The following is a 22,020-nucleotide window of genomic DNA, read 5'->3' as shown; positions in this document are numbered from 1 at the left end:
GAGGGCGGGCGATGGCGCGCGCATCATCCGCTGAAGCCGCCTTTGGATCGACGGTTACATTTCCCGGCGGTGCCGTTGTCCCGGACTGGAGCGCAGTCACAACACCCAGCGCCCGCGCAGCCCTGACGGCACTGTTCGCGGCGTTCATCGGTTCGAAGTGGCGCGGGATGGACGGCGTCGAGGAGCGGGTCCGGCGCGCCGTGCTTCAAGCCTATGCTGCCGATGGTCGCTCGCCGGTGCCGGCACAGATCGCCGCCGCATCGGGACTCCCCTCCGGCGAGGTCGGCTCGGCCCTGCAGCGGCTCGCCGGGCGCGATCTCGTGGTCCTCGACGGCGCGGGCCGGGTGACCGGCGCCTATCCGTTCACCGACGGCCCCAGCGAACATCAAGTCGAAGTCAGCGGAGTGACCATGAGCGCCATGTGCGCCATCGACGCGTTGGGGATCGGCGCCATGCTGGAGCGGGACTGCATGATCCGCTCGGCCTGCCGCCAGTGCCGGCGCACGCTCGCCATCCATACCCCCAGCCGCGGCCGCGAGCTGGAAGAGGTTGAGCCGGGCGCGATCGTCGTCTGGTCCGGCCGTCGCTATGCCAGTGGCTGCGCGGCATCGTCGCTCTGCACCTTGCAGGCCTTCTTCTGCGATGACGATCATCTGGCGGCCTGGTGCGCGAGCGGTCCGGTCGGAGCCGATGACGGCATTCGTCTGTGCCTGGCCGAAGCGCTCGAGGTTGGGCGCGCGATTTTTGCGCCGATGCGGATGGAGATGCGACCATGGCTTCCTACGACCTGATCGTCATCGGCAGTGGCACGGCAGCGCAGGTCGCGGTCGGCCGGGTCCGTGCCGCTGGATGGTCCGTCGCCGTCATCGATCACCGTCCGTTCGGCGGCACCTGTGCGCTGCGTGGCTGCGATCCCAAGAGGATGCTGGTCAGCGGCGAGGAAGCGATCGACGCGGCAAGGCGCATGGCCAGACATGGCGTCGACGGCACGCTGGCGATCGACTGGCCCGACCTGATGGCGTTCAAGCGGACCTTCACCGATCCGATCCCCGCCAAGCAGGCGCACCGCTACGCCGAGCTCGGTGTCGACGCATTACACGGTGTTGCTCGCTTTGCCGGCCCAGACACGATCGTGGTGGAAGGCCGGACATTGCGGGCCCGCCATATCCTGATCGCCAGCGGCGCGCGTCCAGTCCCGCTCGGCATTCCGGGCGAAGATCTGGTGAGCACAAGCGATGCGTTCCTGGAGCTTCAGGCCCTGCCGCGCCGGATCGTGCTGATCGGCGGCGGCTATGTCGCTGCGGAGTTCTCGCATCTGGCGGCCCGAGCGGGCGCAGAGGTCACCATCCTACAGCGGGCCGAGCGGCTCCTGCCGCACTTCGATCCCGACCTGGTGGGCTGGCTGACGCCCCGGTTCGAGGCGCTCGGCATCCGCGTCGAGACCGGTGCCACCGTTACCCGGGTCGAGCGCAGCGGGAGCGGTCTGCTGGTCCACGCCGAGCGCCAGGGCGAGCCTGATCTCAGCGTCGCCGCCGATCTCGTCGTTCATGCCGCCGGGCGCGGTCCTGACCTCAAGGCGCTCGACCTGTCCGCCGGCGAGGTGGCGGTGCAGGACGGGCGCCTGCAGCTCGACGCGCATCTGCGGAGCATTTCCAACCCGCGGGTCTATGCCGCCGGCGACGCTGCCGGAGTCGGGCCGCGGCTGACGCCGGTGTCCAGCCACGATGCCAAGGTAGTTGCCGCCAACCTCCTGGATGGCCCGACGCACCAGCCGGACTATCGCGGCGTGCCGAGCGTGGCCTTCACTCTGCCGCCGATCGCCGCCGTCGGACTGTCAGAGGAGGCGGCGCGCCGCGGCGGCGTCGCGCTCCGGGTCAACGCAGCCTCGACGCCAGACTGGTTCACCGCCCGCCGCCTCGCCGAGCCGGTCTACGGCCATAAGCTGCTGATCGACGAGGACACGGACCTCATCCTCGGCGCGCATCTCGTGGGGCCGAACGCCGACGAGGTAATCAACGTTTTCGGTCTGGCAATCCGCCACGGCCTCACCGCGGCCGATCTTCGCTCCACCATGTTCGCCTATCCGACCGGCGCCTCCGACGTCGGCTACATGCTGACTTAACGCACGAGCGCCACTGCCATGGCGGCCGATCCCTCGCGCGATCGGCCGCTTCGCGATGCATGTCGATGCGGGCTGTCGCCCGCCATTAAGCGGACGCCGCTTGCGCGGCGGCTCCGATTTTTTGGCCTCTCCCTCGATGCGGGAGTGGTCGGCGCTCCCTGCTAGGCCCGCCGCGGCGCGCTGCAAGCCTCGGCTTCGCCGGGCTGCTCCATTTCATTTCGCCCCTGCGGGTGCAGCCCGCCGCTTCAGCAGGCCTCTCCGGTCGCTCTCGCCGCCCACCCCCGCCTCGGGGGAGGCCATGGGGCTTTTGGGCAGTGCTGGAGGCAACCGGTGGTTTTCACCTTCCAACCGCCATTTTGGGCTGGACTGTCAGGATATTGCGCCGAAATGAACGCCGCCTTCTGCTGCGCCTCGCTCGGCATCGTGCCGACAGTGCGGCACGCCGATTACATCGGCTCCTGGCTGGAGGTGCTGCGCGAGGACAATCGCGCCATCGTCCGCGCCGCCAGCCAGGCGAGCAAAGCCGCCGATTGGCTGCTCGGCTTCGTGCCGGCCGACGGGGCCGCGCTGTCGGCCGAACCCGCGATCGACAGGAGGGCCGCATGATCCTCCTGACGGAAGAGCTGCGCGAGCAGCTCCTGGCCAACGGCCGGAACCGCGACGCCGACCACATCCCCGTGGTCAAATTCTTCAACCCGCTCGGCGAAGGCGTCTGGCTGGCGACCGAACTTGACGAGGACGGCGACACCTTGTTCGGCCTGGCCGATCTCGGCGACCCCGAACTCGGCTCCTTCAGCCTCGCCGAAATGATCGCCGTGCGCCTGCCGATGGGCCTCGGCATCGAGCGCGACATCCTGTTCGAGGGCCTTTATCCGATCTCGGCCTGGGCCGAAGCGGCCCGTCGAACCGGCGGCATCCGCGCGGCCGAACGCGTGCTTCACGCCGTCCACCGCGCGAGGCCCGAACCATCCGTAAAGGCGTAAATCCGTGGAGGCGGGCCTGCGGCTTTGCGGCTTCTCTCGTTTACGACGAGACGCTGTCCTTCAGCAGGCCCGCCCAGACGGCGAGGATCATGCCTTCCAGGTCGTCATCCTCGCCGACCACGACGCTGAAAATGCCGAGCAGCTCGGAGAACTCCCGGACGTCGAGATGGCCGCGCGCCTGCAGCGCGGTCGCCAGCATCGTCAGGGCCTTGCCGTTGGCGCCGATCAGCGCGCGCTCGACCTTCGACAATCTCGGCCGTGATCGCCTGCGGCCGAGCATCGCCAGCCAATCGCGCCACGGCGTCCGCGCGCCGTCCTTCACCGCCGTGTTCATCGTTTCCTCCGATCGCCCCGAGCGCCGGGCGATCCGGACACACGCGAAACTGGCGCGCGTGTCTTCCTCTCCAGCCACACCGCCAAGGGCGACTATTATAGTCGTCTTTTGTCAATGCCAGAGGCTTTGCGCGGCGAACGCATCCAGATCGGCCCGGTCGCCGCGCCCCGGGGCGACGGCCAGAAGAGAGTGAGAGGAAGGACCGGATTTTCGTGACGGGTTGGAGGTCGAGAGAGGTTCTCGGCCGCCCGTCGCGGAGTAATCCCGATGGCTACTGCAATTCAGAAGATCGTCCTGTCGTCCTCGCGCGACATCCCCTTCAACAAGCTGGTGCTCAGCCAGTCCAACGTCCGGCGCGTGAAGGCCGGTGTCTCGATCGAGGACCTGGCGGCCTCGATCGCGCGTCGCGGCCTCATCCAGAGCCTCAGCGTCATCCCCGTGGTCGATGCCGAGGGCCAGGAGACCGGCATGTTCGAGGTGCCGGCCGGCGGCCGCCGCTTCCGCGCGCTGGAGCTGCTGGTCAAGCAGAAGCGCCTCGCCAAGATCGCGCCGGTGCCGTGCGTCGTGCGCAAGCGCGACGACGGGGTCCTGGCCGAGGAAGTCTCGCTGGTCGAGAACATCGACCGCGCGCCGCTCCACCCGCTGGACCAGTTCCGCGCCTTCCAGGACATGCGGGTGAAGGGCAAGACCGAGGAGGAGATCGCCGCAGCGCTCTTCGTGCCAGTGCAGGTGGTCAAGCAGCGCCTGCGCCTCGCGGCCGCATCGCCCACCTTGCATGAGGTCTATGCGGAGGACGGCATGACGCTCGACCAGCTCATGGCCTTCACCGTCACTGACGACCACGCCCGCCAGGAAAAGGTCTGGGACGCGATCAAGGACGCCTGGTCGAAGGAGCCGTATCAGATCCGCCGCATGCTGACCGAGACGACGGTGCGCGCCTCGGACAAGCGTGCCGTCTTCGTCGGCGTCGAGGCCTATGAGCTGGCAGGCGGCATCGTCATGCGCGATCTGTTCCAGTCCGACGATGGCGGCTGGCTGCAGGATGCGGCGTTGCTCGATCGGCTGGTCGGCGAGAAGCTGAAGGCGACGGCCGAGACGATCGCCGCCGAGGGCTGGAAGTGGATCGAGGTCGCGGTCGGCTTCCCCTATGACGCTACGCGCGGCCTGCGCGAGCTGCAGGGCGAACCGCTGGACCTGACTGCCGAGGAACAGGCCACGATCGAGGCGCTCAACGCCGAATACCAGAAGCTGGAGGCGGAATATGAAGGCGCCGACGAGCTGCCCGACGAGATCGACCAGCGGCTCGGCGAGATCGAGACGGCGCTGTCGGTCTTCGAAACCCGTCCCGTGCGATTCGAGGCCGACGACATCGCCCGCGCGGGCGTGTTCATCAGCATCGCCCACGATGGCAGCATCGCCATCGATCGCGGCTATGTCCGGGCCGAAGACGAGGTTCCCGAACCCGACATCGGGGCCGACGGGGGCGAGACCGAAGGCCGCGCGAGCGAGCCGGGTGCGCCGGCCGTGCAGCGCGCCGTCATCACGATCGGCGGCCAGCCCGTCGAGGCGGACGACGACGAGGACGACGCGATCAAGCCGCTCCCCGAGCGCCTGATCATCGAGCTGACGGCCTATCGCACGCTGGCGCTGCGCAACGCCGTCGCGGAGAACCCGCACGTCGCCATGACCGCGCTGCTCCACAAGCTGGTGTCGGACACCTTCATGACCCGCATGTATACGGGCGCCATGGAGGCCGGGGTGAAGCACGTCTTCTTCCCGGCGCAGGACGATGGGCTGAAGGACAGCCCGTCCGCCCGCGCGGTGCAGGACCGTCACGCCGCCTGGGCCGGCGACATCCCGAAGGACGACGATGCCCTGTGGGACTGGCTCGCGGGCCTGGACGACGCCAGCCGGATGGCGCTGCTGGCGCATTGCGTCAGCTACGGCGTCAACGCGCTCTATGAGCGGCCGAACCCGCACAGCGCCGGCGGCGTGTCGCAGCACACGCTCGACATGCGGCTCGCCCAGGCGGACCGCCTGACTAAGGCGACGGGGCTCGATCTGGTGGAGGCCGGCTGGCGCCCGACCTTCGGCAACTACCTCAACCGTGTCACCAAGCCCCGCATCCTGCAGGCGGTTCGCGAGGGCGTCGGCGAGCAGGCCGCGCAGCTCATCGACCACCTGAAGAAGGGCGACATGGCCAAGGAGGCGGAGCGGCTGCTCGCCGAGACCGGCTGGCTGCCCGAGCCGCTGCGCCCGATCGACGATGCCGAGGCGTCCACGCCGGAGGTCGAGGCTGGCGGCGAGGACGACGATGCGGCGCTGCCCGCATTCCTCGCCGGCGACGACGAGGAGGTCACGGCGGAGGCCAACGACGACGAACCGCACCTTGTCGCAGCCGAATGACGAGCACCCGGAGCGGCTTCGGCCGCTCCGGTCCTTTCTCAGATCGAAGGAGCATCGCCATGTCGCGATCCGACCCGTCGCCCCGCCGCGTCGTCTTCCAGTACCTCGTTCCCGTGCTTGTCGAGATCGAGGACGGGATCGTCGGCCGCGTGACGATCATCGACGAATCCCCGGTGCGCGACCCCGTCGTCGTCGAAGGCGATCCCGCTTATCTCGCCGACGCCATCCGCGCCGCCGACGACGGCCAAGCATGGCCATCCTGGCAGTTCGGCTACTAGCCGCACCACCCCGAACCCACTCCGAGCCCGGCCCGAGCGCCGGGCTCTTTTCGTTTCCGGAGCCCGCTATGACCGCTTTCTTCACCCGCTATTCCTGCCTGCTCGACGTCGGCACCTCCGCTAATGTCGCCCGGGCTTTCGACATCTACGCCGCCTTAATGGCCGAGAACGGCCGCGAGGACCCGCCGGCCGAGCCGTTTCATCTGTCGGTGACACCCGATCACGGTGCGTCGCAGCTCTGGCTGCGCGATCCCGGCACCGCAGATCAGCAGCTTGCGATCACCTTCGTGACGCGCTGCGCCGAGACCTTCGGATTGACCGGCCGCTGGGGGTTCCAATGGGCCGGCATCGCTTCCACTCCCGTAATCGACGGCTTCTCGGGCGGCGCCCATGTGCTCGATCTCGCCACCGGCGAGACGATCGCATGGACGAGCACCGGCCGCTGGCTCGCCGACCGGCTTTCCGAGGGAGGCGCGCGATGAGCATCCCCGCCTATGCCCGCGCAAACTTCCAGACGCTGCTGCGTGCCGCGAACAGCGGAGACCTGGCGCTGATGGAATGCACCGACTTAGCAACCGGCGAACCGCGCTACGTGATCTGCGCCGTCGGCCGCGATGACGACGAGTTCGTCTTCACACCGTTCGGCCATCTCGCCGATGGCAATCCTTTCGAAATCTACAGCCCGCCGGACGCGTCGACATAGGTGAGCGCGCTCAATGTCCTCGCACGCCGCTACCAGACCGCAACTTCCCACTGCCCGTTGACGCGGGCAAATCCGATTGGCCGGTTTTGCGGGCTCGCGTTCGGCCTGGTCGGATCGAGCACGATCTGCGTCATGCAGGTCACGCCCGGACCGACCCCACCCGGCGAGCAATCGCCGAGCTTCAGCGTCGCGTTCGCCAGCGACGTGCCCGTGAACAGGCGATGGCGCCGCACGGCCGCGGTCGCTTCGTCCTCGCTCGGCTGTGCGACGCCGGCGGCGACGGCCGGAGATGCAGTGACCGGCGAGATCACCGGCCTGAGCACGAAGCCCGCACCGAAGCCGACAGCCAGACAGGCCGCGCCGAGGATGCCAATCGCACTGCCCTTCATCTCGCCTCCGATGCTCACTCAGCCGGCGCGGCACGCGCGAATGGTGCGAGGCGCCGCGGCTTGTTTTCCTACGAGAGCTTAGCGCCCCATCCGCACCGCCGGAAGCCGGTGCGACAGGCCGGGTTCCGGCCGCGCCAGAGTGAGAGGGTGGCCGGGACGGGTTTGAGCCCGTCCGGTCGAGAGAGAGCGCCGGGCCGGCTTGCCCTTGTCCCGCTCTCCGAGGTTCTCCCGATGCTCCATGCTCCGATCCCCGCCGCCGAGGAGGCTTCGCTTCCGCTTGGCTCCTCCGCGCCGCCGGCCGCCGCCATCCTCGCCGCCGCCGAACGCATCCTCTCCCACCTCGAACAGGGCCGCACCGTCGATGCCGCCATGCTGCGCAGCGCCATGGACGACGCCTTCGGCGCGTCCGACACAGCCGGCGCGTGGGACTGGAAAGCCGCCTATGACGCCTGCGAGGTCGCGACCGTCCTGTTCCTACGCAAATACGGAAAGACGCTTTTCCGCAAAGCTGGGCCGCCGGCTTCACGGCTCTCCGCCCTAACCAAGATCGTCGGACTGCTGCCGACGCACACGCGCCGTTCAGAGGAGGCGCAGGCCCTCCAGCAATTCTCGACGCCGATCCCGCTCGGTCTTGCGGCGCTGACGGCGGCAATATTGACCCCGGCCGACCGCGTGCTGGAGCCGTCCGCCGGCACCGGGCTGCTTGGCGTCCTCGCCGAGACCGCGGGCGCATCGCTCATCCTTAACGAGCTGGCAGAGACCCGCGCCGATCTTCTCACCTCTCTTTTTCCGGCCACGCCCGTGACGCGCTTCGACGCCGCCCAGATCGACGACCATCTCGATCCCGCCGCCGTGCCGAGCGTCGTCATCATGAACCCGCCATTCTCGGTGATGGCGAACGTCTCCGGGCGCGTTGCCGACGCCGCCTATCGGCATATCTCCTCGGCGCTCGCCCGTCTCGCCGATGGCGGGCGGCTGGTCGCCATCACCGGCGCCAACTTCTCGCCGGAGCTTCCAGCCTGGCGGGACGCCTTCGTGCGCCTGCAGGGACGCGGCCGCGTCGTGTTCACCGCTGCGATCGCCGGCTCGGTCTATGCCAAGCACGGCACGACCATCGAGACCCGCCTGACCGTCATCGACAAGGCGCCGGCCGAGGACCCTGAGCATTTCCCGGATTCCGCCGGCATCGCACCCGATGTCGCGACGCTGCTCGGCTGGATCGAAGCGCAGCTTCCCGGCCGCCTGCCGGTCCCGATCGCGCGTTCCGCCGCGACACCGGCCACCACGCCGCGCACGGTGCGAGGCTATCTCGCGCGTGCGGAGACGGCCCAGCGCGCCCGTCTCATCGCCCAGCCCGAAGGCGTGCCGCTTGCCTATGAGACCATTGACTGGACGCCGCCGGAGAGCGGCCGCCTGTCAGACTCGATCTACGAGACCTATGCGCTCCAGTCGATCCGCATCGACGGCGCACAGCCGCACCCGACCAAGCTCGTGCAGTCCGCTGCCATGGCCTCGGTCGCGCCGCCGCAGCCGAGCTACCGGCCGATGCTGCCGGCGCCAATCGTCGCCGACGGCATCCTCTCCGACGCCCAGCTCGAGACGGTGATCTATGCCGGCGAGGCCCATTGCGAATATCTCGCCGGGGGCTGGACCGTGGACGAGACTGGCGATCTCGTCACCGCCGCGCCGAACGATGCCCCGAACGCCGTCCGCTTCCGCCGTGGCTTCATGCTCGGCGACGGCACCGGCGCCGGCAAAGGCCGCCAGTCCGCCGGCATCATCCTCGATAACTGGCTCCAGGGCCGCCGCAAGGCAGTCTGGGTCTCCAAGTCCGACAAGCTGCTCGAAGACGCCCAGCGCGACTGGTCGGCGCTCGGCATGGAACGCTTGCTGGTCACGCCGCTGTCGCGCTTCCCTCAGGGTACGTCGATCCGGCTGCCCGAAGGCGTCCTATTCACCACCTATGCCACGCTACGGTCCGACGACCGCGGCGAGAAGCTTTCGCGGGTCAAGCAGATCGTCGAATGGTTGGGCTCCGACTTTGATGGAGTGGTCATTTTCGACGAGTCCCACGCGATGCAGAACGCCGGTGGCGGCAAAGGAGAACGGGGTGACGTCGCCCCGTCGCAGCAAGGCCGTGCGGGCCTTCGGCTCCAGCACGCGCTCCCGAACGCCCGCGTCGTCTACGTCTCGGCGACCGGCGCCACCACCGTCCACAATCTCGCCTATGCCCAGCGCCTCGGCCTGTGGGGCGGTGAGGATTTCCCCTTCGCCAACCGGGCCGAATTCGTCGAGGCCGTCGACAATGGCGGCGTTGCGGCGATGGAGGTGCTGGCCCGCGACCTGCGCGCGCTCGGCCTCTACACGGCGCGCTCGCTCTCCTATGACGGCGTCGAATACGAACTGGTCGAACACCAGCTCACCCCCGAGCAGACGCGCATCTACGATGCCTATGCCGGCGCCTTCGCCATCATCCACAATCATCTCGATGCGGCGATGCAGGCCGCCAACATCACCGGCGACAGCGGTACGCTGAACCGGCAGGCGAAGTCGGCCGCGCGCTCGGCCTTCGAGAGCGCCAAGCAGCGCTTCTTCGGCCATCTGCTGACCAGTATGAAGACGCCGACGCTGGTCCGCTCGATCGAGCAGGACCTAGCGGCCGGCCATTCCGCCGTCATCCAGATCGTCTCCACCGGCGAGGCCCTGATGGAACGACGCCTGGCCGAGATCCCGACCGAGGAATGGGGCGACGTCCGCGTCGACATCACACCGCGCGAAGCCGTGTAATGTTGAGCTCAACATTACAGAAATTCTTTGCAGTCGCAGTTTATGTCGAGCGTGGCGGCGGGAAGCGCAGGTTTCCTTCGGTTTTCCATGATTTCACTCCAGATAACTACGGTTCCGTCGACCTCAGCAAGTCGAAGGAGCCAACATGCGAACACGATCATCACTGCCGTTTCGGACTGCCCCGCTCAGGGTCGAAGACCCGCCCAGTCACGGCGCTCTTCTCACCGCATTCCTCTCCTCTCTGTCCCTCGACGAGAAGTCAGGCTGTGCGGTTCTGTATGGCGCGGCGGTCCGCCATTTCCTGCATTGGCTGGAGCGGCATAGGACCGCGATCCGCACGATTGACGATCAGGCTGTCCGGCGGTTCGAGAAGCATCGGTGCCGGTGCCACCGGTATTCGGCGCAGCAAGCGCACTACAAGGCTGACCAAGCAGCAAGGGTCAGGCGCTTCGTCCGGTTCCTGGAAGATCAAGGCTACGTCGAAGTCGACGACGGGATCGACGATCTGCCACGGCACCTCGCTGACTATTTCGATGCGATCGCTTGCCTGCAACTCGCCGAGGGACCGGCACAGGCCTATCGGTCCGAGGCCGAGCATTTCGTGGCCTGGCTTCGCATGGCGCGGCGCCAATGGATCGATATCGATGACACGATCATCGACCAGTACGCCGCGCATGATTGCCGATGCCCGGTCTGGCGCAAGCGGGGCCAGTTGGTCGCAACGGGCACCAAGCGGCGGCGGCGATGCGCACGGCACTTCGTCGAGTTCCTTCGAGGCCGGGGCGCCATCCCATTGGTTGAACCGGTGGCGGACGATGACCCGCACATGTCGGCTTACCTGGCATGGCTCAAGCAACACCGCGGCGCCACGGACGAGACGATCCGGCGCTACCGGACCGATATCAGACGGCTCATCCCTATGTTGGGCGAGCCTTCGCTATGGGATGCCGCCGGACTCAGGAGCGCATTCCAACGACGAAGCCAGGAGACGCCGGGCTCGGCATCGCTGCTCGTCACGATAATGAGGAGCTACATCCGGTTTCTGGTCGTGCGTGGCGAGTGCCGGCCGGCATTGTCGCATGCAGTTCCATCTGTGCAGCGCTACCGCCTTTCAACGCTGCCGCGCCACGTCGACTCGGCAACGATCGAGAGGATCATTGCGGCCTGTCCAACAGATCGTCCGGTGGAGGTCCGGGACAAGGCCATCATACTCTTGCTCGCCAGACTTGGGCTGCGCGCCGGTGATATTCGGGATATGCGCCTTGAGGATATCGACTGGCGATCTGGTCACCTGACGGTCAAGGGCAAGACGCGCCGGCCGGACCGCCTGCCGTTGCCGCAGGATGTTGGCGACGCGATCCTGGCATATCTTGCGGGAGCCCGCCCGAAGGCCGCCGAAGAGCATCTGTTCCTGCGCGCACAAGCGCCGTTCCGGCCATTCCGCTCGTCCGCCGAGATCGCTGGCATCGTCGCCCGTACGCGCGACCGCGGTGGGATCGATGGGGTGCCGACCGGGTCGCACATATTCCGGCATTCGCTTGCCACCAGCCTGCTGCGAGCGGGCGCAGGCCTGGAGTCCGTCGGAACCATCCTGCGTCACAGCTCGCCCGAGACCACTGCCATCTACGCCAAGGTCGATCTGCCGATGCTCATGAAGATCGCGCAGCCCTGGCCGGGAGAACAATCATGCTGAATATCCACATTTCCAGATACGTGGCGCTGCATCGCAGCCTCGGGCGGAAGTTCTCTGAACAGGAACGCATGCTGCGCCTGTACGCCGCCTACGCCGGAGGATTCGGCGACCGGCACATCCAAGTCCAGCGGATCTACGACTGGTGCCACACGGCGAGTTCGCAAAATGTGGCCCGCCGGAGGTTCGATACCGTTCGCAACTTCAGCCGCTTTATCCAAGCCGATGATCCAGTTTACGAGGTTCCGCCTGCCGGTGTCTTCGGTCGGGGCAAGCGGCCACGCCCGACCCCGACCATCATCGAACCGGAACAGGTCCGGGCGATCATGACCGCTGCGCTGGACGTTGCGTCCCAAGACACGATCAGCCCATACACGTACCATTATTTGTTCGGCTTGCTGGCGGCGACAGGTCTCCGGATTTCCGAGGCCCTCGCTCTTCAATGCAACGATCTGGTCGAGGATGGCCTGATCGTCCGCAACGGCAAGTTCGGCAAGCAGCGGCTGATTACCCTGCAGCCATCGACCCGTCAGGCGCTCGAAGCATATCTCGCCACCCGAGCAAGGCTTGGCGCCACGGGCAATGACCTGTTCGTGACCATTCGGGGCAGAGCACCACACAAGGTGCGCGCCCACGTGGTGTTCGTCAGGCTGGCCCGGCAGCTCGGATACCGCGGACCGACCGGAACAGCCGGGATGCGGTTACACGACCTGCGGCACACTTTCGCCGTGCGTTCCCTTGAGTCCTGTCCGCGCGACAGGGAAGCCATCGCACACCACATGGCCGGACTCAGCGTATATCTGGGGCATGCGTCGGTCGCCAACACCTATTGGTATCTCGAGGCCACTCCGGTGCTGCTGCGCGATATCGCTGCCGCCAGCGAGCAACTTTACCGGGGAGAAGCGGCATGACGGCACTCGCTCCGCATCTCTCGATCTACCTGCGTGAACATCTGCCGCGCGAACGTGCTGTCAGTCCGCACACGGTGAAGACCTATGCCAACTGCTTCGTCCTCCTGGTCGAGTTCGCTGCCGATCGGCTGAAGCGTCGGCCGACCGATCTCGAGATCGAGGATCTCGGCACCGACATGATCATGGCCTTCCTTGACCATGTCGAGAACGGTCGCGGCAGCTGTGTTCGGACCCGCAATGGCAGGCTCGCCGCGATCCGGTCCTTCTTCCGCTACATCGAGTATCGTATTCCGGCCTGCCTGGATCAGGCACTCCGCGTCAGATCGATCCCTACCAAGAAGACCGACAAGGCGCTGATCGACTACCTCGACCGGGCAGAGATCAAGGCTTTGCTCGATGTCCCGGATCCCCGGACACGCCTTGGCACCCGCGATCGCGCAATGCTGCATCTGGCCTATGCTGGCGGGCTGAGGGTGTCGGAACTCGTAACGCTACAACTGCGCGATTTCCCGGACCGCTCCCTGTCCACCGTGCACATCATGGGCAAGGGTCGGCGTGAACGGGTCCTTCCGCTCTGGAAAGAGACCCAGTTCGTATTGCGCGCGTGGCTTGCGATACGGCCCAAAGCGCAAGCTGCCGAGATATTCCTCAATGCCAACGGGCAGCCCATGACCCGCGACGGATTTGCGTTTCGTTTGGCCGAGCACGTCAAGACCGCGGCAACGAAGCAGCCGTCAATCCTTGGAAAGCGCGTAACACCGCACGTGCTGCGCCATTCCTGCGCAATGCACACGCTCGCGGCGACAGGGGACATTCGCAAAGTCGCATTGTGGCTCGGGCATGCCAGCATCCAGAGCACCGAGACCTATTTGCGCGCCGATCCCGAGGAGAAGCTGCAGATTCTCGCGGCGCACGGCGCACCTGCCATCAAGCCCGGGCGCTTCAAGCCGCCATCCGATGCCCTGATCACCATGCTCACCGACGTTCGAAGGCGAGCCTAGCCCGTCTCCGGACACCCCCCTGGCACTCACTTTATCTGGAGTGAAATCATGGAAAACCGAAGGAAACCTGCGCCTCCCGCCGCCACGCTCGACATAAACTGCGACTGCAAAGAATATGTCCTCGACTATCTCGCCCATTCGTTCCCGGTACAGCTCTACGAGCCGTTTTCCGACAGCGAGGGCAACCTGTCGTCGCGGCCGGTCTATCGCGACGGTCAACCCGTCGAGAGCCGCGAGGCTGTCGCCCGGCGTGACGAACTGATCGAACGGCTCGCATCGCTACCGCCGGTTCCTGGTGCGCTCGACCAGATCGTCCAGCGTTTCGGCACGGACGTTGTCGCCGAGGTGACCGGCCGCTCGCGGCGCGTCGTGCGCAAGGGCGATCGGCTCGCCGTCGAGAACCGGGCGGCCTCCGCCAATCTCGCCGAGGCGGCCTCGTTCATGGACGACGACAAGCGTATCCTCGTTTTTAGCGACGCCGGCGGCACCGGCCGCAGCTATCACGCGGACCTCGCTGTCCGCAATCAGCGCCTGCGCATCCACTATCTGCTGGAGCCTGGCTGGAAGGCCGACGCGGCGATCCAGGGGCTCGGCCGCACCAACCGGACCAATCAGGCCCAGCCACCACTGTTCCGACCGATCGCCACCGACGTGAAAGCCGAGAAGCGCTTCCTCTCGACCATCGCGCGGCGGCTCGACACGCTCGGCGCCATCACGCGCGGCCAGCGCCAGACCGGCGGCCAGGGCCTGTTCCGGCCCGAGGACAATCTCGAATCCCACTACGCGCGCGATGCGCTACGCCAGCTCTACCTGCTGCTCGTGCGCGGCAAGGTCGAGGGATGCTCGCTCGATCGCTTCGAAACCGCCACCGGCCTCAAGCTGATGGACGACAACGGCATCAAGGACGAGCTGCCGCCGATCACCACTTTCCTCAACCGGCTGCTGGCGCTCACCATCGAGTTGCAGGGCATCCTGTTCACCGCCTTCGAGCAGCTCCTGACGGCGAAGATCGAGGGCGCGATCCGCAGCGGTCACTATGACGTCGGGCTGGAGACGCTGCAGGCCGAGAGCTTCGTGGTCACCGACAGTCAGGTGATCCACGTCCATCCCGGCACCGGCGCGGAGACGCGGCTCCTGACCATCACGCGCCGGGAGCGTAACCGACCCGTCACGCTGGCCGCTGCGCTCGACCATCTCTCCGATCCGCGCGCGCGGCTCTTGGTCAACGGTCGCTCCGGCCGGGCCGGGGTCCAGATGCCGGCCCCGTCGATGATGCTCGACGATGGCGAGATCGAACGCCGTGTCTGCCTGATCCGGCCGATGGAGCAGCATTATGCGCCGCTGCGTATGATGGACGAAAGCCACTGGGAGGAAGCCGATCCCGATCGCTTCGCAGCGGCTTGGGAGACCGAGCTTGCCGACATCCCGGACTTCTCCGACAGCACGATCCACATCGTCGCCGGCCTGCTGCTGCCGATCTGGAAGCGCCTGCCGGACGAGTCGACCCGGGTCTACCGGCTTCAGACCGATGCAGGCGAGCGCATTATCGGCCGCCGCGTCTCGCCGGCCTGGGCTGCGAACGCCGCCTCGCAGGGGGCGAGCACGTTGAGCCCGGAACATGCTTTCGCCGCGCTGATGGAGGGGCGCACGATCCTCGACTTGGCCGAGGGCCTCCAGCTTCGCCGCGCCCGCGTCATGAGCGCCTATCGCCTGGAGCTGACCGGCTTCACCGAGGCGATGCGCGAGCGGCTGCGGGCCTATGGCCTGTTCAGCGAGATCATCTCCTGGAAGCTGCGCTTCTTCGTGCCGGCCGACGCCAGCGGCGTGAGCATCCTCACCAAGCTGCTCGACACTTATCCGGTGGCGCGCATCTCCGAACGGGAGGCCGCGTGATGTCGCGTCACGACGCTTCCGATCTCGCGCAGCGTCTCGGCCGGCAGGCTGAGGCGGTGTGCCGCCATTACCTCTCCAGCGGGCGGCGCGAGGGGCGCTACTGGCTGGTCGGCGACGCGCGCAACACGCCCGGCCGCTCGATGTATGTGCGGCTCAAGGACTCACCGAAAGGTCCGGCCGGCAAATGGACCGACGCCGCGACCGGCGAGCATGGCGATCTTCTCGACGTGATCCGGGAGAGCTGCGGCCTCATCGACTTCAAGGATGTCGCCGACGAGGCACGGACCTTCCTCAGCACGCCGCCGCCCGAGCCGATGCCGGCAAACCCGCGTCAGGCGCCTGCGCCGCACGGATCGCCCGAGGCGGCCCGCCGCCTGTTCGGCATGTCGCAGCCGATCACGGGCACGCTCGTACAGTCGTACTTACGCGAACGCGGCATTACGGATTTACGCGGAACCGGAAATCTGCGCTTCCACGCGCGCTGCTATTATCGGCCCGACGAGCATTCTCCGACCGAGACCTGGCCGGCGATGATCGCCGCCGTCACAGACCTTGGCAGCAAGATCACCGGGGCGCATCGGACCTGGCTCGACCCACGACGCCGCGACAAGGCGCCGCTCGACACACCGAGGCGTGCGATGGGCGATCTTCTCGGCAACGCGGTTCGCTTTGGCACGGGCGGCGAAGTCATGGCGGCCGGCGAAGGCATCGAGACCGTCCTGTCGGTCAGGCAAGTCTTGCCCGACATGCCGATGCTGGCGGCGCTCTCCGCAGCCCATCTCGCCGCCATCCTGTTCCCGGACACGCTGCGGCGGCTCTATATCCTGCGCGACGACGATCCAGCCGGTGACGGTGCGCGCGACAGCCTGGTCGAACGGGCGAACGCGGCCGGGATCGAGGCGATCGTGATCTCGCCCCAACGCGGCGACTTCAACGAGGATCTCCGCACCCTCGGCATCGATGCGCTCAGAAGCCAGACCCGGATGCAGATCGGGCCGCAGGACGTGGCGCGCTTCATGGGCCTGGCGGCATAGCCGGCAGGAGGAGGGTGGCGGCGATGCCGCCATACCCGTCCGGATGCCCCATACAATTGAGAGGACCGCGCCTCGGCCTTCGAGAGGGCGATCGGCCCACAGTCGGGCCGGCCCGGCAATGGCGGCGGCCGACTATTTTCCGGCGGCGCGTGCCGCGCCTTTCCATCGCGAGGCAAAATAGCCAGCCTTCGCCATCCTCCGCTGACGCTCCGGCCCTGCGCTGCGCTCCGGGTGCAGGGCCGGCCCGCCGGTGGGCTTCGTCGCCATGAAGGCCGCGACGGTCGCGGTCCTAACGACGGAGCATCCCATGGACGACCACGACGACTTCGAACCCCACCACGAATCCTCACCCACCGACCATGTTCTCAACGAATTGCAGCTCCACGGCTACCGGCCCTTCGCCGATGAACCGGACCAGCGGCTTCTTCCGGACGGCAACGCGGTCGCGGGCGCCGTCGCCGACATCTTCGACGCGCTGATCGTCACGCTGGAAGACACACGCCTCGAACCCGATCTCGACGATCTCCTCTGGTCGACCGTCAACGTTTTCCATCGCGCCACCGAACGGATCGCACGCGAGCTCGACGATAACGAGCAGGCTCAAAAGCGCTCGCAGCGGGAACAGGACGGCAGCGAGGTGAAGTCGGTCGAACTCGAGCGCCAGATCGCCGAGGGCAAAACGCTCATCGAGCGCCAGGCCGCCTTCGAGCTGATGCGCGACCAGGCCGCCGAACACTACGAACGGCACGTCGGCAAGCCCTGGCTTCCGCGCAGCGGATCGAAGGTCAACCATCGCAATCTCACCTCGGCGATGATCGACAGCCGCGACTTCCTGATGGCGAAAAAGCGTGCCGATCAGGAGGTCCTTCTTCCTCCCGGCCCGAAGATCGTCCTCACCGGCGGGCTCGACTTCAACGATCACCGGCTCATCTGGGCCAAGCTCGACCAGGTGCTTGAGAAGCACTCCGACATGGTGCTGGTACACGGCAAGTCGCCAAAGGGCGCTGAGAAGATCGCCTCGCTCTGGGCGAAGAACCGCAACGTCCCACAGATCGGCTTCGCGCCCGACTGGACGAAGCACGGCCGCGCAGCGCCATTCAAGCGCAACGACGAGATGCTGGAGATCGTGCCGAAGGGCGTGATGCACTTCCCGGGCACGGGCATCAACGACAACCTGGCCGACAAGGCGAAGAAGCTCGGAATCCCGGTCTGGAAGTTCGGCGGCGCGTGAGCGCCGTCAGACTTCGCAATACTTGCCGATCACGAGTATTGTTATGCGGCCGAATATCACGAAGGAAAAGCCTCTGAAGCTCGACCTGGATCTTCCGCCGCGCACCGAACCGCTCATCATTCCCTGGCCGTCGCCGGGAATGCCCGGCGGGTTCCTTCAGTTCGACGATCCGCAGACATGGCGGAAATTCATCGTCGGGCTCAGCATCGACGAGCGCATTCCGGACATCGTGCGCGCGAAGTTCGCGCGCGCGCAGATACTCTACCTCCTGGGATGGGTCGACCGCGACGTGCGAAAGCCGGCGAACTTGCGGCGCTGATCGCCCTCGCACTCGCCACGATGGACCGGTACGGCGGCCAGATCCCGAAGAATGGCCGCACCTTCGCGACGCTGCTGAAGCACGTGGTGGATTCCGACGGCCTGACCGACACGCACATTCCGATGATCGTCCGCACCGGGGGCACCGCGATCGGGTTCGTCACCGGCGAGGCGAAGCCCAGCCTGAGCCAGCGGCGCAACGGCATGGCCCATGGCGATCAATTCGACGGCTGCCGGTCGGCGGACTGCTCGAGCTGGTGCGCGACCTGATCAACTATGCCTACCGCGATATTGGCGACGCCCCGGCATGGCGAATGCAAGTGCTGCCCGACTGACGGGACAGGACCGGCTCCCGACGCCGAGCACCACACCCGCTTTTATGCGCTGATCCTTGGTCAGACTGGTCGCTTGGCGCCATCAACCCGTAAAGGGTCGGCTATGCGAGCATGCCGCCGCTGCGGCTGCGCCTGCGCGGTGATTGCAGCGACCAGTCCGACACTTCGGGCGCCTGTCAGCGGGGGATGGTCCTCCGCTCGAAACAGGAGCCGGATCGATGTCCCTCAAGCAAGCGAACGCCTTCGCCTTCAGCCTCGCCACCTCGCTGATGGCCGCTATCGTCATCTTCCAGGCCGGCGACGGCACCCATTCAGTCACGCTCGCCAGCGAATATGACGGCGACGCCGCAGCGATTGTCCATGAGATCGATCCTTTTGCCTGACCGGGGCAACCCCGTCCGCCGAAGCGGAAGTCCCCCGGGATTTCCGCTCCCGGCGCACTCGATCTTAAGCTATAGTGCGGTCGCGCCGTGGTGGTGGCAGGCGCAGCCGTCAGACCTTTTGGCACGGAGGCCACCACTATGATCATCCTCGCAATACTCGCATCTGTCGCGGCCATAGGCGTGCTTTGCTGGCTGTTGTTCACGCTGGCCGTCTTTGCGCTGCCGGCCTTCGTCGGCTTCGCCGCAGGCGCCTGGGCCAACGGCACCGGCGCCGGCATTGCCGGCGCGATCCTCGTCGGCATGGTCGCCGCGGCCGTCACGTTCGCGGTCGGGCAGCTCCTCATCACCTTCGCAAGGCCGATGTGGCTGAAGCTCGGCGTCGCCATCGTATTCGTCGCACCCGCCGCCGTCGCGGGCTTCCACGCCACCCATGGCATCGTGAAGCACCTGATGCCCTCGGACGTTTGGCAGATCACTTTCTCCGTCATCGGGGCCATCGCCGTTGGCATCACGGCCTTTGCCCGGGTCGCAGGAATGGCAAAGGCCAGCGGCCCCACCAGCCGAGACCTTGCGCGGGCCTGACGTCACCCATGCCTCATGGTGCGGACCAGGGCGACGATCGGGGCAGGCGTCCCCGTCAGGAGAGTGGGCGGTTGCGGGGCTTGGAAAGCGGATCGTCGTTCGGCCCTGAGAGCGACCCACGGCGTGCGCTGGCGAAGCGTCAGCCGTCGTAGCGGAAACCGAGATTCGTTGATGCGGGGACTTCCGCCGGAGGCAGGCCGGGTCAGGATGCCGTGATCGGCCCGGACAGAGGACGACAGCTCGCCGGTGAGGTTCGCGGCGATGTCATCTTGGCGGCAGCGGCGGGGCGCCATCTCTCCCTTTCTGCCCGTCACGCGACCGCTCCAAACGGCCTCTCTCATGGCCTGATCTGGCCGAAGGCCGGCTTCGCCTCGATCGCCTATGACGCAACAGCCGCGTCAAACTTTCTTCCCCTGCCGGCTGCGCCGTCATTCCTCGCGAGACAAGAAAGCCCTCCTTAGCTGTCAAGCCCCTTCGGGGTGCGCCGTCGATCGCCTCCGGCCAACCGATCGCCATCGAGGCCGCAATGGTGCGGGCTCGGGAACGGAAAACGGAGACTTACAATGGCGACCATCGGCACCTTCAAGAAGACCGGCTCGAACGAGTTCACCGGCGAAATCGTTACCCTCAGCGTCCAGGCCAAGAACGTCCGCATCGTCCCGGACCAGCGCGCCACCGGCGAGAACGCCCCCAGCCACCGGGTCCTGGTCGGCCGCGCCGAGATCGGCGCCGCCTGGTCCAAGCGCTCCAACGAGGGCCGCGACTACCTGGGCCTCAAGCTGGACGATCCGAGCTTCAACGCCCCGATCTACGCCAACCTTTTCGACGACGAGGACAGCGACACCTTCTCGCTGATCTGGTCCCGCCCCAACGGGCGCCGGGGGGACTGACGCCCGGCGCAAGGCCCCGGCCGAAAGGCCGGGGCCTTCGGCGTCCAGGGCGACCGAATCAGTCACCGCGAAAGCGCCTCCCTGGCAGGCCCGAGAGCGCGATTCAGGTGGAAATATCGCTATGAAGCGACTATTATAGTCGTAGTTCTGGCGTGCGCGTAGGTCCGAGTGGGAGGTGATCATGCATGATCACCGCCCGACAATCGCGGGCCGCACGCGCTTTGCTGGGTTGGACACAGGAGACGCTCGCGGACAAGGCCCGTGTATCCCTCACCGCACTCAAGCGACTGGAATCCGAGAGCAATCTCGGGATCTACGAAAGCACGCGCGACGAGGTGAGACGGGCCTTGGAACGAGACGGGATCGTCTTCTTGAGCTCCGACCAAGGCGTAGGGGTCATGCTTGTCGATCACCAGGTTCGACGCTGAATATTGGCATATCGCCCCCGTGACGCGATTGTCCGGCGACACGGCTTGCATTCGTAACGGCGTCAGATCATCGTTAACAAATCCCTCCACAGTGGATATTTCGGACAGCAGGGGGATGCGGTGACGACGCACGACTTCAAGGATGAAGCACCAACGGGATCGGCTCTCACGCCGTACGACCGGGCGCATATGGCCTTGTACCTGCGCCTGATCGATTCATGGCGCGACGGAGCCGACTGGAGAGAAGCCACTCGCACGTTGTTCGGCCTCGATCCTGACGCTGATCCGGAGCGTTGCCGTCGCGTTCATGCGACACACCTCGCACGGGCGCGCTGGATGTCCGAGCACGGCTACCGCGAAGTCGCGAGAGAGAGCCTTGCCCGTTAGCGCCCGCGATGCCTCGGGAGCAACACCTGTTGCTTCAACCTGGACTTCCGCGCAACGCAACTCACGGTAATCATTGTCAGTCCGAACTCGATCGGAAGACGATGAGGAGCAAAGCTGTGACGCCGGATCCCTCTCAGTGGCGAGCCTCGGCAAATTATGATCACGTCGATAGACTGAGCGCTTCTGATCTTGCTTGGGAGTGGCTTCGGCGCAATGACGCCTACGACCGTGACTTCACGGCGCTCCTCCATCGAGACCTCTCTCCCGAACAAGATCTAGAAGACTTCCGACTCCGTTGGGGGTTGCGATTTCCCCGTCGATCCGCTGGATCCGCCGCCGGCCGCTGCCGTGCTCTGGTCGCCTACGGACGATACCAGCACTGTTATTCTCGACACGGCGCCGGACCTTCTCGCGACGACGACGAGCACAGCGGCGATATTACCGCCGCCGCTTGCATCTGATGCAGTCGGCGCAGATTTCAGAGTACATGACGCTGGCGCCCCATCGCTCCAGCTCATCCAGATCGGCGATGCGGCGACGATCACACCGCTGGTTGCGGTCATCCCGCTCGACATCACCGGCTTCGACCGTCTGGAGTCGGTTGAACGCCTGCTCGCGACGCTTCATCATCGCGCCGTGCCGCCAGACACGCGATTGACAGCCCAGCAACGTGCGAGAGCTCGCAGAATGCTCCAGGCATTCGACGGATTCCGCTATGGCGCCACGCAACAGTCGATCGCGAAGGTGATCTTCGATATCGACGATGTCAGCCGCGACGAATGGCAAGCCTCGTCGCGCCGACATGCAATCATGTCTCTGCTACGCGAAGCTAGACGCATGATCGAGGGTGGTTACCGTAAACTTCTCCGGCATCGCCGCCGCCGCGACTAACCGGCGTCAGCCCGCTATGCGGCGCGCCGCAGACCGCCGGCCTC

The 22,020-nt window shown here is 66.5% G+C and carries 24 protein-coding genes and 2 pseudogenes; 24 read left to right on the top strand and 2 right to left on the bottom strand.

Going from position 1 to position 22,020, the window contains the following annotated elements; all coding sequences use genetic code 11:
- Positions 1-11 precede the first annotated feature (11 nt).
- From DA075_RS33945 to DA075_RS33930, 4 genes and pseudogenes are all read left to right on the top strand, one after another.
- On the top strand, positions 12-791 hold the full coding sequence (locus tag DA075_RS33945; RefSeq protein ID WP_021224338.1) for an organomercurial lyase: 780 nt from the start codon (positions 12-14) through the stop codon (positions 789-791).
- Positions 773-2,122 (top strand): dihydrolipoyl dehydrogenase family protein, encoded by a 1,350-nt coding sequence (locus tag DA075_RS33940; RefSeq protein ID WP_016744716.1) that lies wholly within the window; start codon positions 773-775, stop codon positions 2,120-2,122. The genes DA075_RS33945 and DA075_RS33940 overlap by 19 nt, the downstream gene beginning before the upstream one ends.
- Before the next feature lie 381 nt (positions 2,123-2,503).
- A pseudogene (locus tag DA075_RS33935) lies at positions 2,504-2,728 on the top strand (zincin-like metallopeptidase domain-containing protein); the annotation flags it as partial.
- Positions 2,725-3,105 carry a DUF2958 domain-containing protein gene (locus DA075_RS33930; protein ID WP_099957459.1) on the top strand — a complete coding sequence of 127 codons (381 nt, stop codon included), beginning with the start codon at positions 2,725-2,727 and terminating at the stop codon, positions 3,103-3,105. The pseudogene DA075_RS33935 and the gene DA075_RS33930, both read left to right, overlap by 4 nt.
- 40 nt (positions 3,106-3,145) lie before the next feature.
- Here the strand turns inward: DA075_RS33930 and DA075_RS33925 are convergent, their stop codons facing one another.
- On the bottom strand, positions 3,146-3,439 hold the full coding sequence (locus tag DA075_RS33925) for a hypothetical protein (protein WP_099957458.1): 294 nt from the start codon (positions 3,437-3,439) through the stop codon (positions 3,146-3,148).
- Between the two features lie 267 nt (positions 3,440-3,706).
- Between DA075_RS33925 and DA075_RS33920 the strand changes: the two genes are divergently transcribed.
- From DA075_RS33920 to DA075_RS33905, 4 genes are all read left to right on the top strand, one after another.
- Positions 3,707-5,845 carry a ParB/RepB/Spo0J family partition protein gene (locus DA075_RS33920; RefSeq protein WP_099957457.1) on the top strand — a complete coding sequence of 713 codons (2,139 nt, stop codon included), beginning with the start codon at positions 3,707-3,709 and terminating at the stop codon, positions 5,843-5,845.
- Positions 5,846-5,904: 59 nt separating this feature from the next.
- Positions 5,905-6,123 carry a hypothetical protein gene (locus DA075_RS33915; protein ID WP_099957456.1) on the top strand — a complete coding sequence of 73 codons (219 nt, stop codon included), beginning with the start codon at positions 5,905-5,907 and terminating at the stop codon, positions 6,121-6,123.
- Positions 6,124-6,191: 68 nt separating this feature from the next.
- Positions 6,192-6,605, top strand: a complete 414-nt coding sequence (locus DA075_RS33910) for a hypothetical protein (RefSeq protein WP_099957455.1) — start codon at positions 6,192-6,194, stop codon at positions 6,603-6,605.
- Positions 6,602-6,826 (top strand): DUF6117 family protein, encoded by a 225-nt coding sequence (locus tag DA075_RS33905; protein ID WP_099957454.1) that lies wholly within the window; start codon positions 6,602-6,604, stop codon positions 6,824-6,826. The genes DA075_RS33910 and DA075_RS33905 overlap by 4 nt, the downstream gene beginning before the upstream one ends.
- 29 nt (positions 6,827-6,855) lie before the next feature.
- Here the strand turns inward: DA075_RS33905 and DA075_RS33900 are convergent, their stop codons facing one another.
- Complete coding sequence (locus DA075_RS33900; RefSeq protein ID WP_099957453.1) at positions 6,856-7,215, bottom strand: hypothetical protein; 360 nt, start codon at positions 7,213-7,215, stop codon at positions 6,856-6,858.
- 231 nt (positions 7,216-7,446) lie between these two features.
- Between DA075_RS33900 and DA075_RS33895 the strand changes: the two genes are divergently transcribed.
- The 16 genes and pseudogenes from DA075_RS33895 to DA075_RS33830 all read left to right on the top strand — a co-directional run bounded on the left by DA075_RS33895 (position 7,447) and on the right by DA075_RS33830 (position 21,976).
- Complete coding sequence (locus DA075_RS33895; protein ID WP_420813169.1) at positions 7,447-10,002, top strand: strawberry notch-like NTP hydrolase domain-containing protein; 2,556 nt, start codon at positions 7,447-7,449, stop codon at positions 10,000-10,002.
- A gap of 145 nt (positions 10,003-10,147) precedes the next feature.
- Positions 10,148-11,695: a tyrosine-type recombinase/integrase gene (locus DA075_RS33890; RefSeq protein WP_010408884.1), complete on the top strand. Its 1,548-nt coding sequence runs from the start codon at positions 10,148-10,150 to the stop codon at positions 11,693-11,695.
- Positions 11,689-12,603, top strand: coding sequence for a tyrosine-type recombinase/integrase (locus DA075_RS33885; RefSeq protein ID WP_010408889.1), 915 nt, complete (start codon positions 11,689-11,691; stop codon positions 12,601-12,603). Before DA075_RS33890 ends, DA075_RS33885 begins: the two co-directional genes overlap by 7 nt.
- On the top strand, positions 12,600-13,604 hold the full coding sequence (locus DA075_RS33880; RefSeq protein ID WP_010408890.1) for a tyrosine-type recombinase/integrase: 1,005 nt from the start codon (positions 12,600-12,602) through the stop codon (positions 13,602-13,604). The genes DA075_RS33885 and DA075_RS33880 overlap by 4 nt, the downstream gene beginning before the upstream one ends.
- A gap of 108 nt (positions 13,605-13,712) precedes the next feature.
- Positions 13,713-15,497 (top strand): annotated as a pseudogene (locus DA075_RS33875) (strawberry notch C-terminal domain-containing protein); the annotation flags it as partial.
- Complete coding sequence (locus DA075_RS33870; protein WP_099957451.1) at positions 15,497-16,531, top strand: DUF7146 domain-containing protein; 1,035 nt, start codon at positions 15,497-15,499, stop codon at positions 16,529-16,531. The pseudogene DA075_RS33875 and the gene DA075_RS33870, both read left to right, overlap by 1 nt.
- Positions 16,532-16,838: 307 nt before the next feature.
- Positions 16,839-17,762: a DUF2493 domain-containing protein gene (locus tag DA075_RS33865; protein WP_099957450.1), complete on the top strand. Its 924-nt coding sequence runs from the start codon at positions 16,839-16,841 to the stop codon at positions 17,760-17,762.
- A gap of 43 nt (positions 17,763-17,805) precedes the next feature.
- The gene (locus DA075_RS37270; protein WP_206289426.1) at positions 17,806-18,081 is read left to right on the top strand and encodes a hypothetical protein; all 276 of its coding nucleotides are present in this window, start codon (positions 17,806-17,808) and stop codon (positions 18,079-18,081) included.
- A gap of 20 nt (positions 18,082-18,101) precedes the next feature.
- Positions 18,102-18,350 (top strand): hypothetical protein, encoded by a 249-nt coding sequence (locus DA075_RS37265; protein ID WP_206289428.1) that lies wholly within the window; start codon positions 18,102-18,104, stop codon positions 18,348-18,350.
- Positions 18,351-18,633: 283 nt separating this feature from the next.
- Entirely contained in the window at positions 18,634-18,798 is a 165-nt protein-coding gene (locus tag DA075_RS36915) for a hypothetical protein (protein WP_164712595.1), read from the top strand.
- Positions 18,799-18,936: 138 nt separating this feature from the next.
- Positions 18,937-19,380, top strand: coding sequence for a hypothetical protein (locus DA075_RS33855; RefSeq protein ID WP_099957449.1), 444 nt, complete (start codon positions 18,937-18,939; stop codon positions 19,378-19,380).
- A gap of 563 nt (positions 19,381-19,943) precedes the next feature.
- Positions 19,944-20,270 (top strand): DUF736 domain-containing protein, encoded by a 327-nt coding sequence (locus tag DA075_RS33850; protein WP_099957448.1) that lies wholly within the window; start codon positions 19,944-19,946, stop codon positions 20,268-20,270.
- 185 nt (positions 20,271-20,455) lie between these two features.
- Positions 20,456-20,698 carry a helix-turn-helix domain-containing protein gene (locus DA075_RS33845; RefSeq protein WP_099957447.1) on the top strand — a complete coding sequence of 81 codons (243 nt, stop codon included), beginning with the start codon at positions 20,456-20,458 and terminating at the stop codon, positions 20,696-20,698.
- 120 nt (positions 20,699-20,818) lie between these two features.
- A complete protein-coding gene (locus tag DA075_RS33840) occupies positions 20,819-21,085 on the top strand; it encodes a DNA -binding domain-containing protein (RefSeq protein ID WP_099957446.1) in 267 nt (88 codons plus the stop codon).
- Positions 21,086-21,093: 8 nt separating this feature from the next.
- Positions 21,094-21,546, top strand: a complete 453-nt coding sequence (locus tag DA075_RS37960) for a transcriptional regulator domain-containing protein (protein ID WP_338068027.1) — start codon at positions 21,094-21,096, stop codon at positions 21,544-21,546.
- Positions 21,434-21,976 carry a DUF2285 domain-containing protein gene (locus DA075_RS33830; protein ID WP_207802738.1) on the top strand — a complete coding sequence of 181 codons (543 nt, stop codon included), beginning with the start codon at positions 21,434-21,436 and terminating at the stop codon, positions 21,974-21,976. Before DA075_RS37960 ends, DA075_RS33830 begins: the two co-directional genes overlap by 113 nt.
- The last annotated feature ends 44 nt before the right edge of the window (positions 21,977-22,020 follow it).

The sequence above is a fragment of the Methylobacterium currus genome (assembly GCF_003058325.1).
Lineage (GTDB): Bacteria > Pseudomonadota > Alphaproteobacteria > Rhizobiales > Beijerinckiaceae > Methylobacterium > Methylobacterium currus.
The sequence above is the reverse complement of the archived record's forward strand: the minus strand, read 5'-3'. Positions and strand labels throughout refer to the sequence as shown.

Excerpts from the sequence above, each read along its gene's own strand:
- DA075_RS33945 (WP_021224338.1), top strand. The coding sequence starts at position 12 with ATGGCGCGCGCATCATCCGCTGAAGCCGCCTTTGGATCGACGGTTACA.
- DA075_RS33940 (WP_016744716.1), top strand. The coding sequence starts at position 773 with ATGGCTTCCTACGACCTGATCGTCATCGGCAGTGGCACGGCAGCGCAG.
- DA075_RS33930 (WP_099957459.1), top strand. The coding sequence starts at position 2,725 with ATGATCCTCCTGACGGAAGAGCTGCGCGAGCAGCTCCTGGCCAACGGC.
- DA075_RS33925 (WP_099957458.1), bottom strand. The coding sequence starts at position 3,439 with ATGAACACGGCGGTGAAGGACGGCGCGCGGACGCCGTGGCGCGATTGG.
- DA075_RS33920 (WP_099957457.1), top strand. The coding sequence starts at position 3,707 with ATGGCTACTGCAATTCAGAAGATCGTCCTGTCGTCCTCGCGCGACATC.
- DA075_RS33915 (WP_099957456.1), top strand. The coding sequence starts at position 5,905 with ATGTCGCGATCCGACCCGTCGCCCCGCCGCGTCGTCTTCCAGTACCTC.
- DA075_RS33910 (WP_099957455.1), top strand. The coding sequence starts at position 6,192 with ATGACCGCTTTCTTCACCCGCTATTCCTGCCTGCTCGACGTCGGCACC.
- DA075_RS33905 (WP_099957454.1), top strand. The coding sequence starts at position 6,602 with ATGAGCATCCCCGCCTATGCCCGCGCAAACTTCCAGACGCTGCTGCGT.
- DA075_RS33900 (WP_099957453.1), bottom strand. The coding sequence starts at position 7,215 with ATGAAGGGCAGTGCGATTGGCATCCTCGGCGCGGCCTGTCTGGCTGTC.
- DA075_RS33895 (WP_420813169.1), top strand. The coding sequence starts at position 7,447 with ATGCTCCATGCTCCGATCCCCGCCGCCGAGGAGGCTTCGCTTCCGCTT.
- DA075_RS33890 (WP_010408884.1), top strand. The coding sequence starts at position 10,148 with ATGCGAACACGATCATCACTGCCGTTTCGGACTGCCCCGCTCAGGGTC.
- DA075_RS33885 (WP_010408889.1), top strand. The coding sequence starts at position 11,689 with ATGCTGAATATCCACATTTCCAGATACGTGGCGCTGCATCGCAGCCTC.
- DA075_RS33880 (WP_010408890.1), top strand. The coding sequence starts at position 12,600 with ATGACGGCACTCGCTCCGCATCTCTCGATCTACCTGCGTGAACATCTG.
- DA075_RS33870 (WP_099957451.1), top strand. The coding sequence starts at position 15,497 with ATGTCGCGTCACGACGCTTCCGATCTCGCGCAGCGTCTCGGCCGGCAG.
- DA075_RS33865 (WP_099957450.1), top strand. The coding sequence starts at position 16,839 with ATGGACGACCACGACGACTTCGAACCCCACCACGAATCCTCACCCACC.
- DA075_RS37270 (WP_206289426.1), top strand. The coding sequence starts at position 17,806 with ATGCGGCCGAATATCACGAAGGAAAAGCCTCTGAAGCTCGACCTGGAT.
- DA075_RS37265 (WP_206289428.1), top strand. The coding sequence starts at position 18,102 with ATGGACCGGTACGGCGGCCAGATCCCGAAGAATGGCCGCACCTTCGCG.
- DA075_RS36915 (WP_164712595.1), top strand. The coding sequence starts at position 18,634 with ATGTCCCTCAAGCAAGCGAACGCCTTCGCCTTCAGCCTCGCCACCTCG.
- DA075_RS33855 (WP_099957449.1), top strand. The coding sequence starts at position 18,937 with ATGATCATCCTCGCAATACTCGCATCTGTCGCGGCCATAGGCGTGCTT.
- DA075_RS33850 (WP_099957448.1), top strand. The coding sequence starts at position 19,944 with ATGGCGACCATCGGCACCTTCAAGAAGACCGGCTCGAACGAGTTCACC.
- DA075_RS33845 (WP_099957447.1), top strand. The coding sequence starts at position 20,456 with ATGATCACCGCCCGACAATCGCGGGCCGCACGCGCTTTGCTGGGTTGG.
- DA075_RS37960 (WP_338068027.1), top strand. The coding sequence starts at position 21,094 with ATGCCTCGGGAGCAACACCTGTTGCTTCAACCTGGACTTCCGCGCAAC.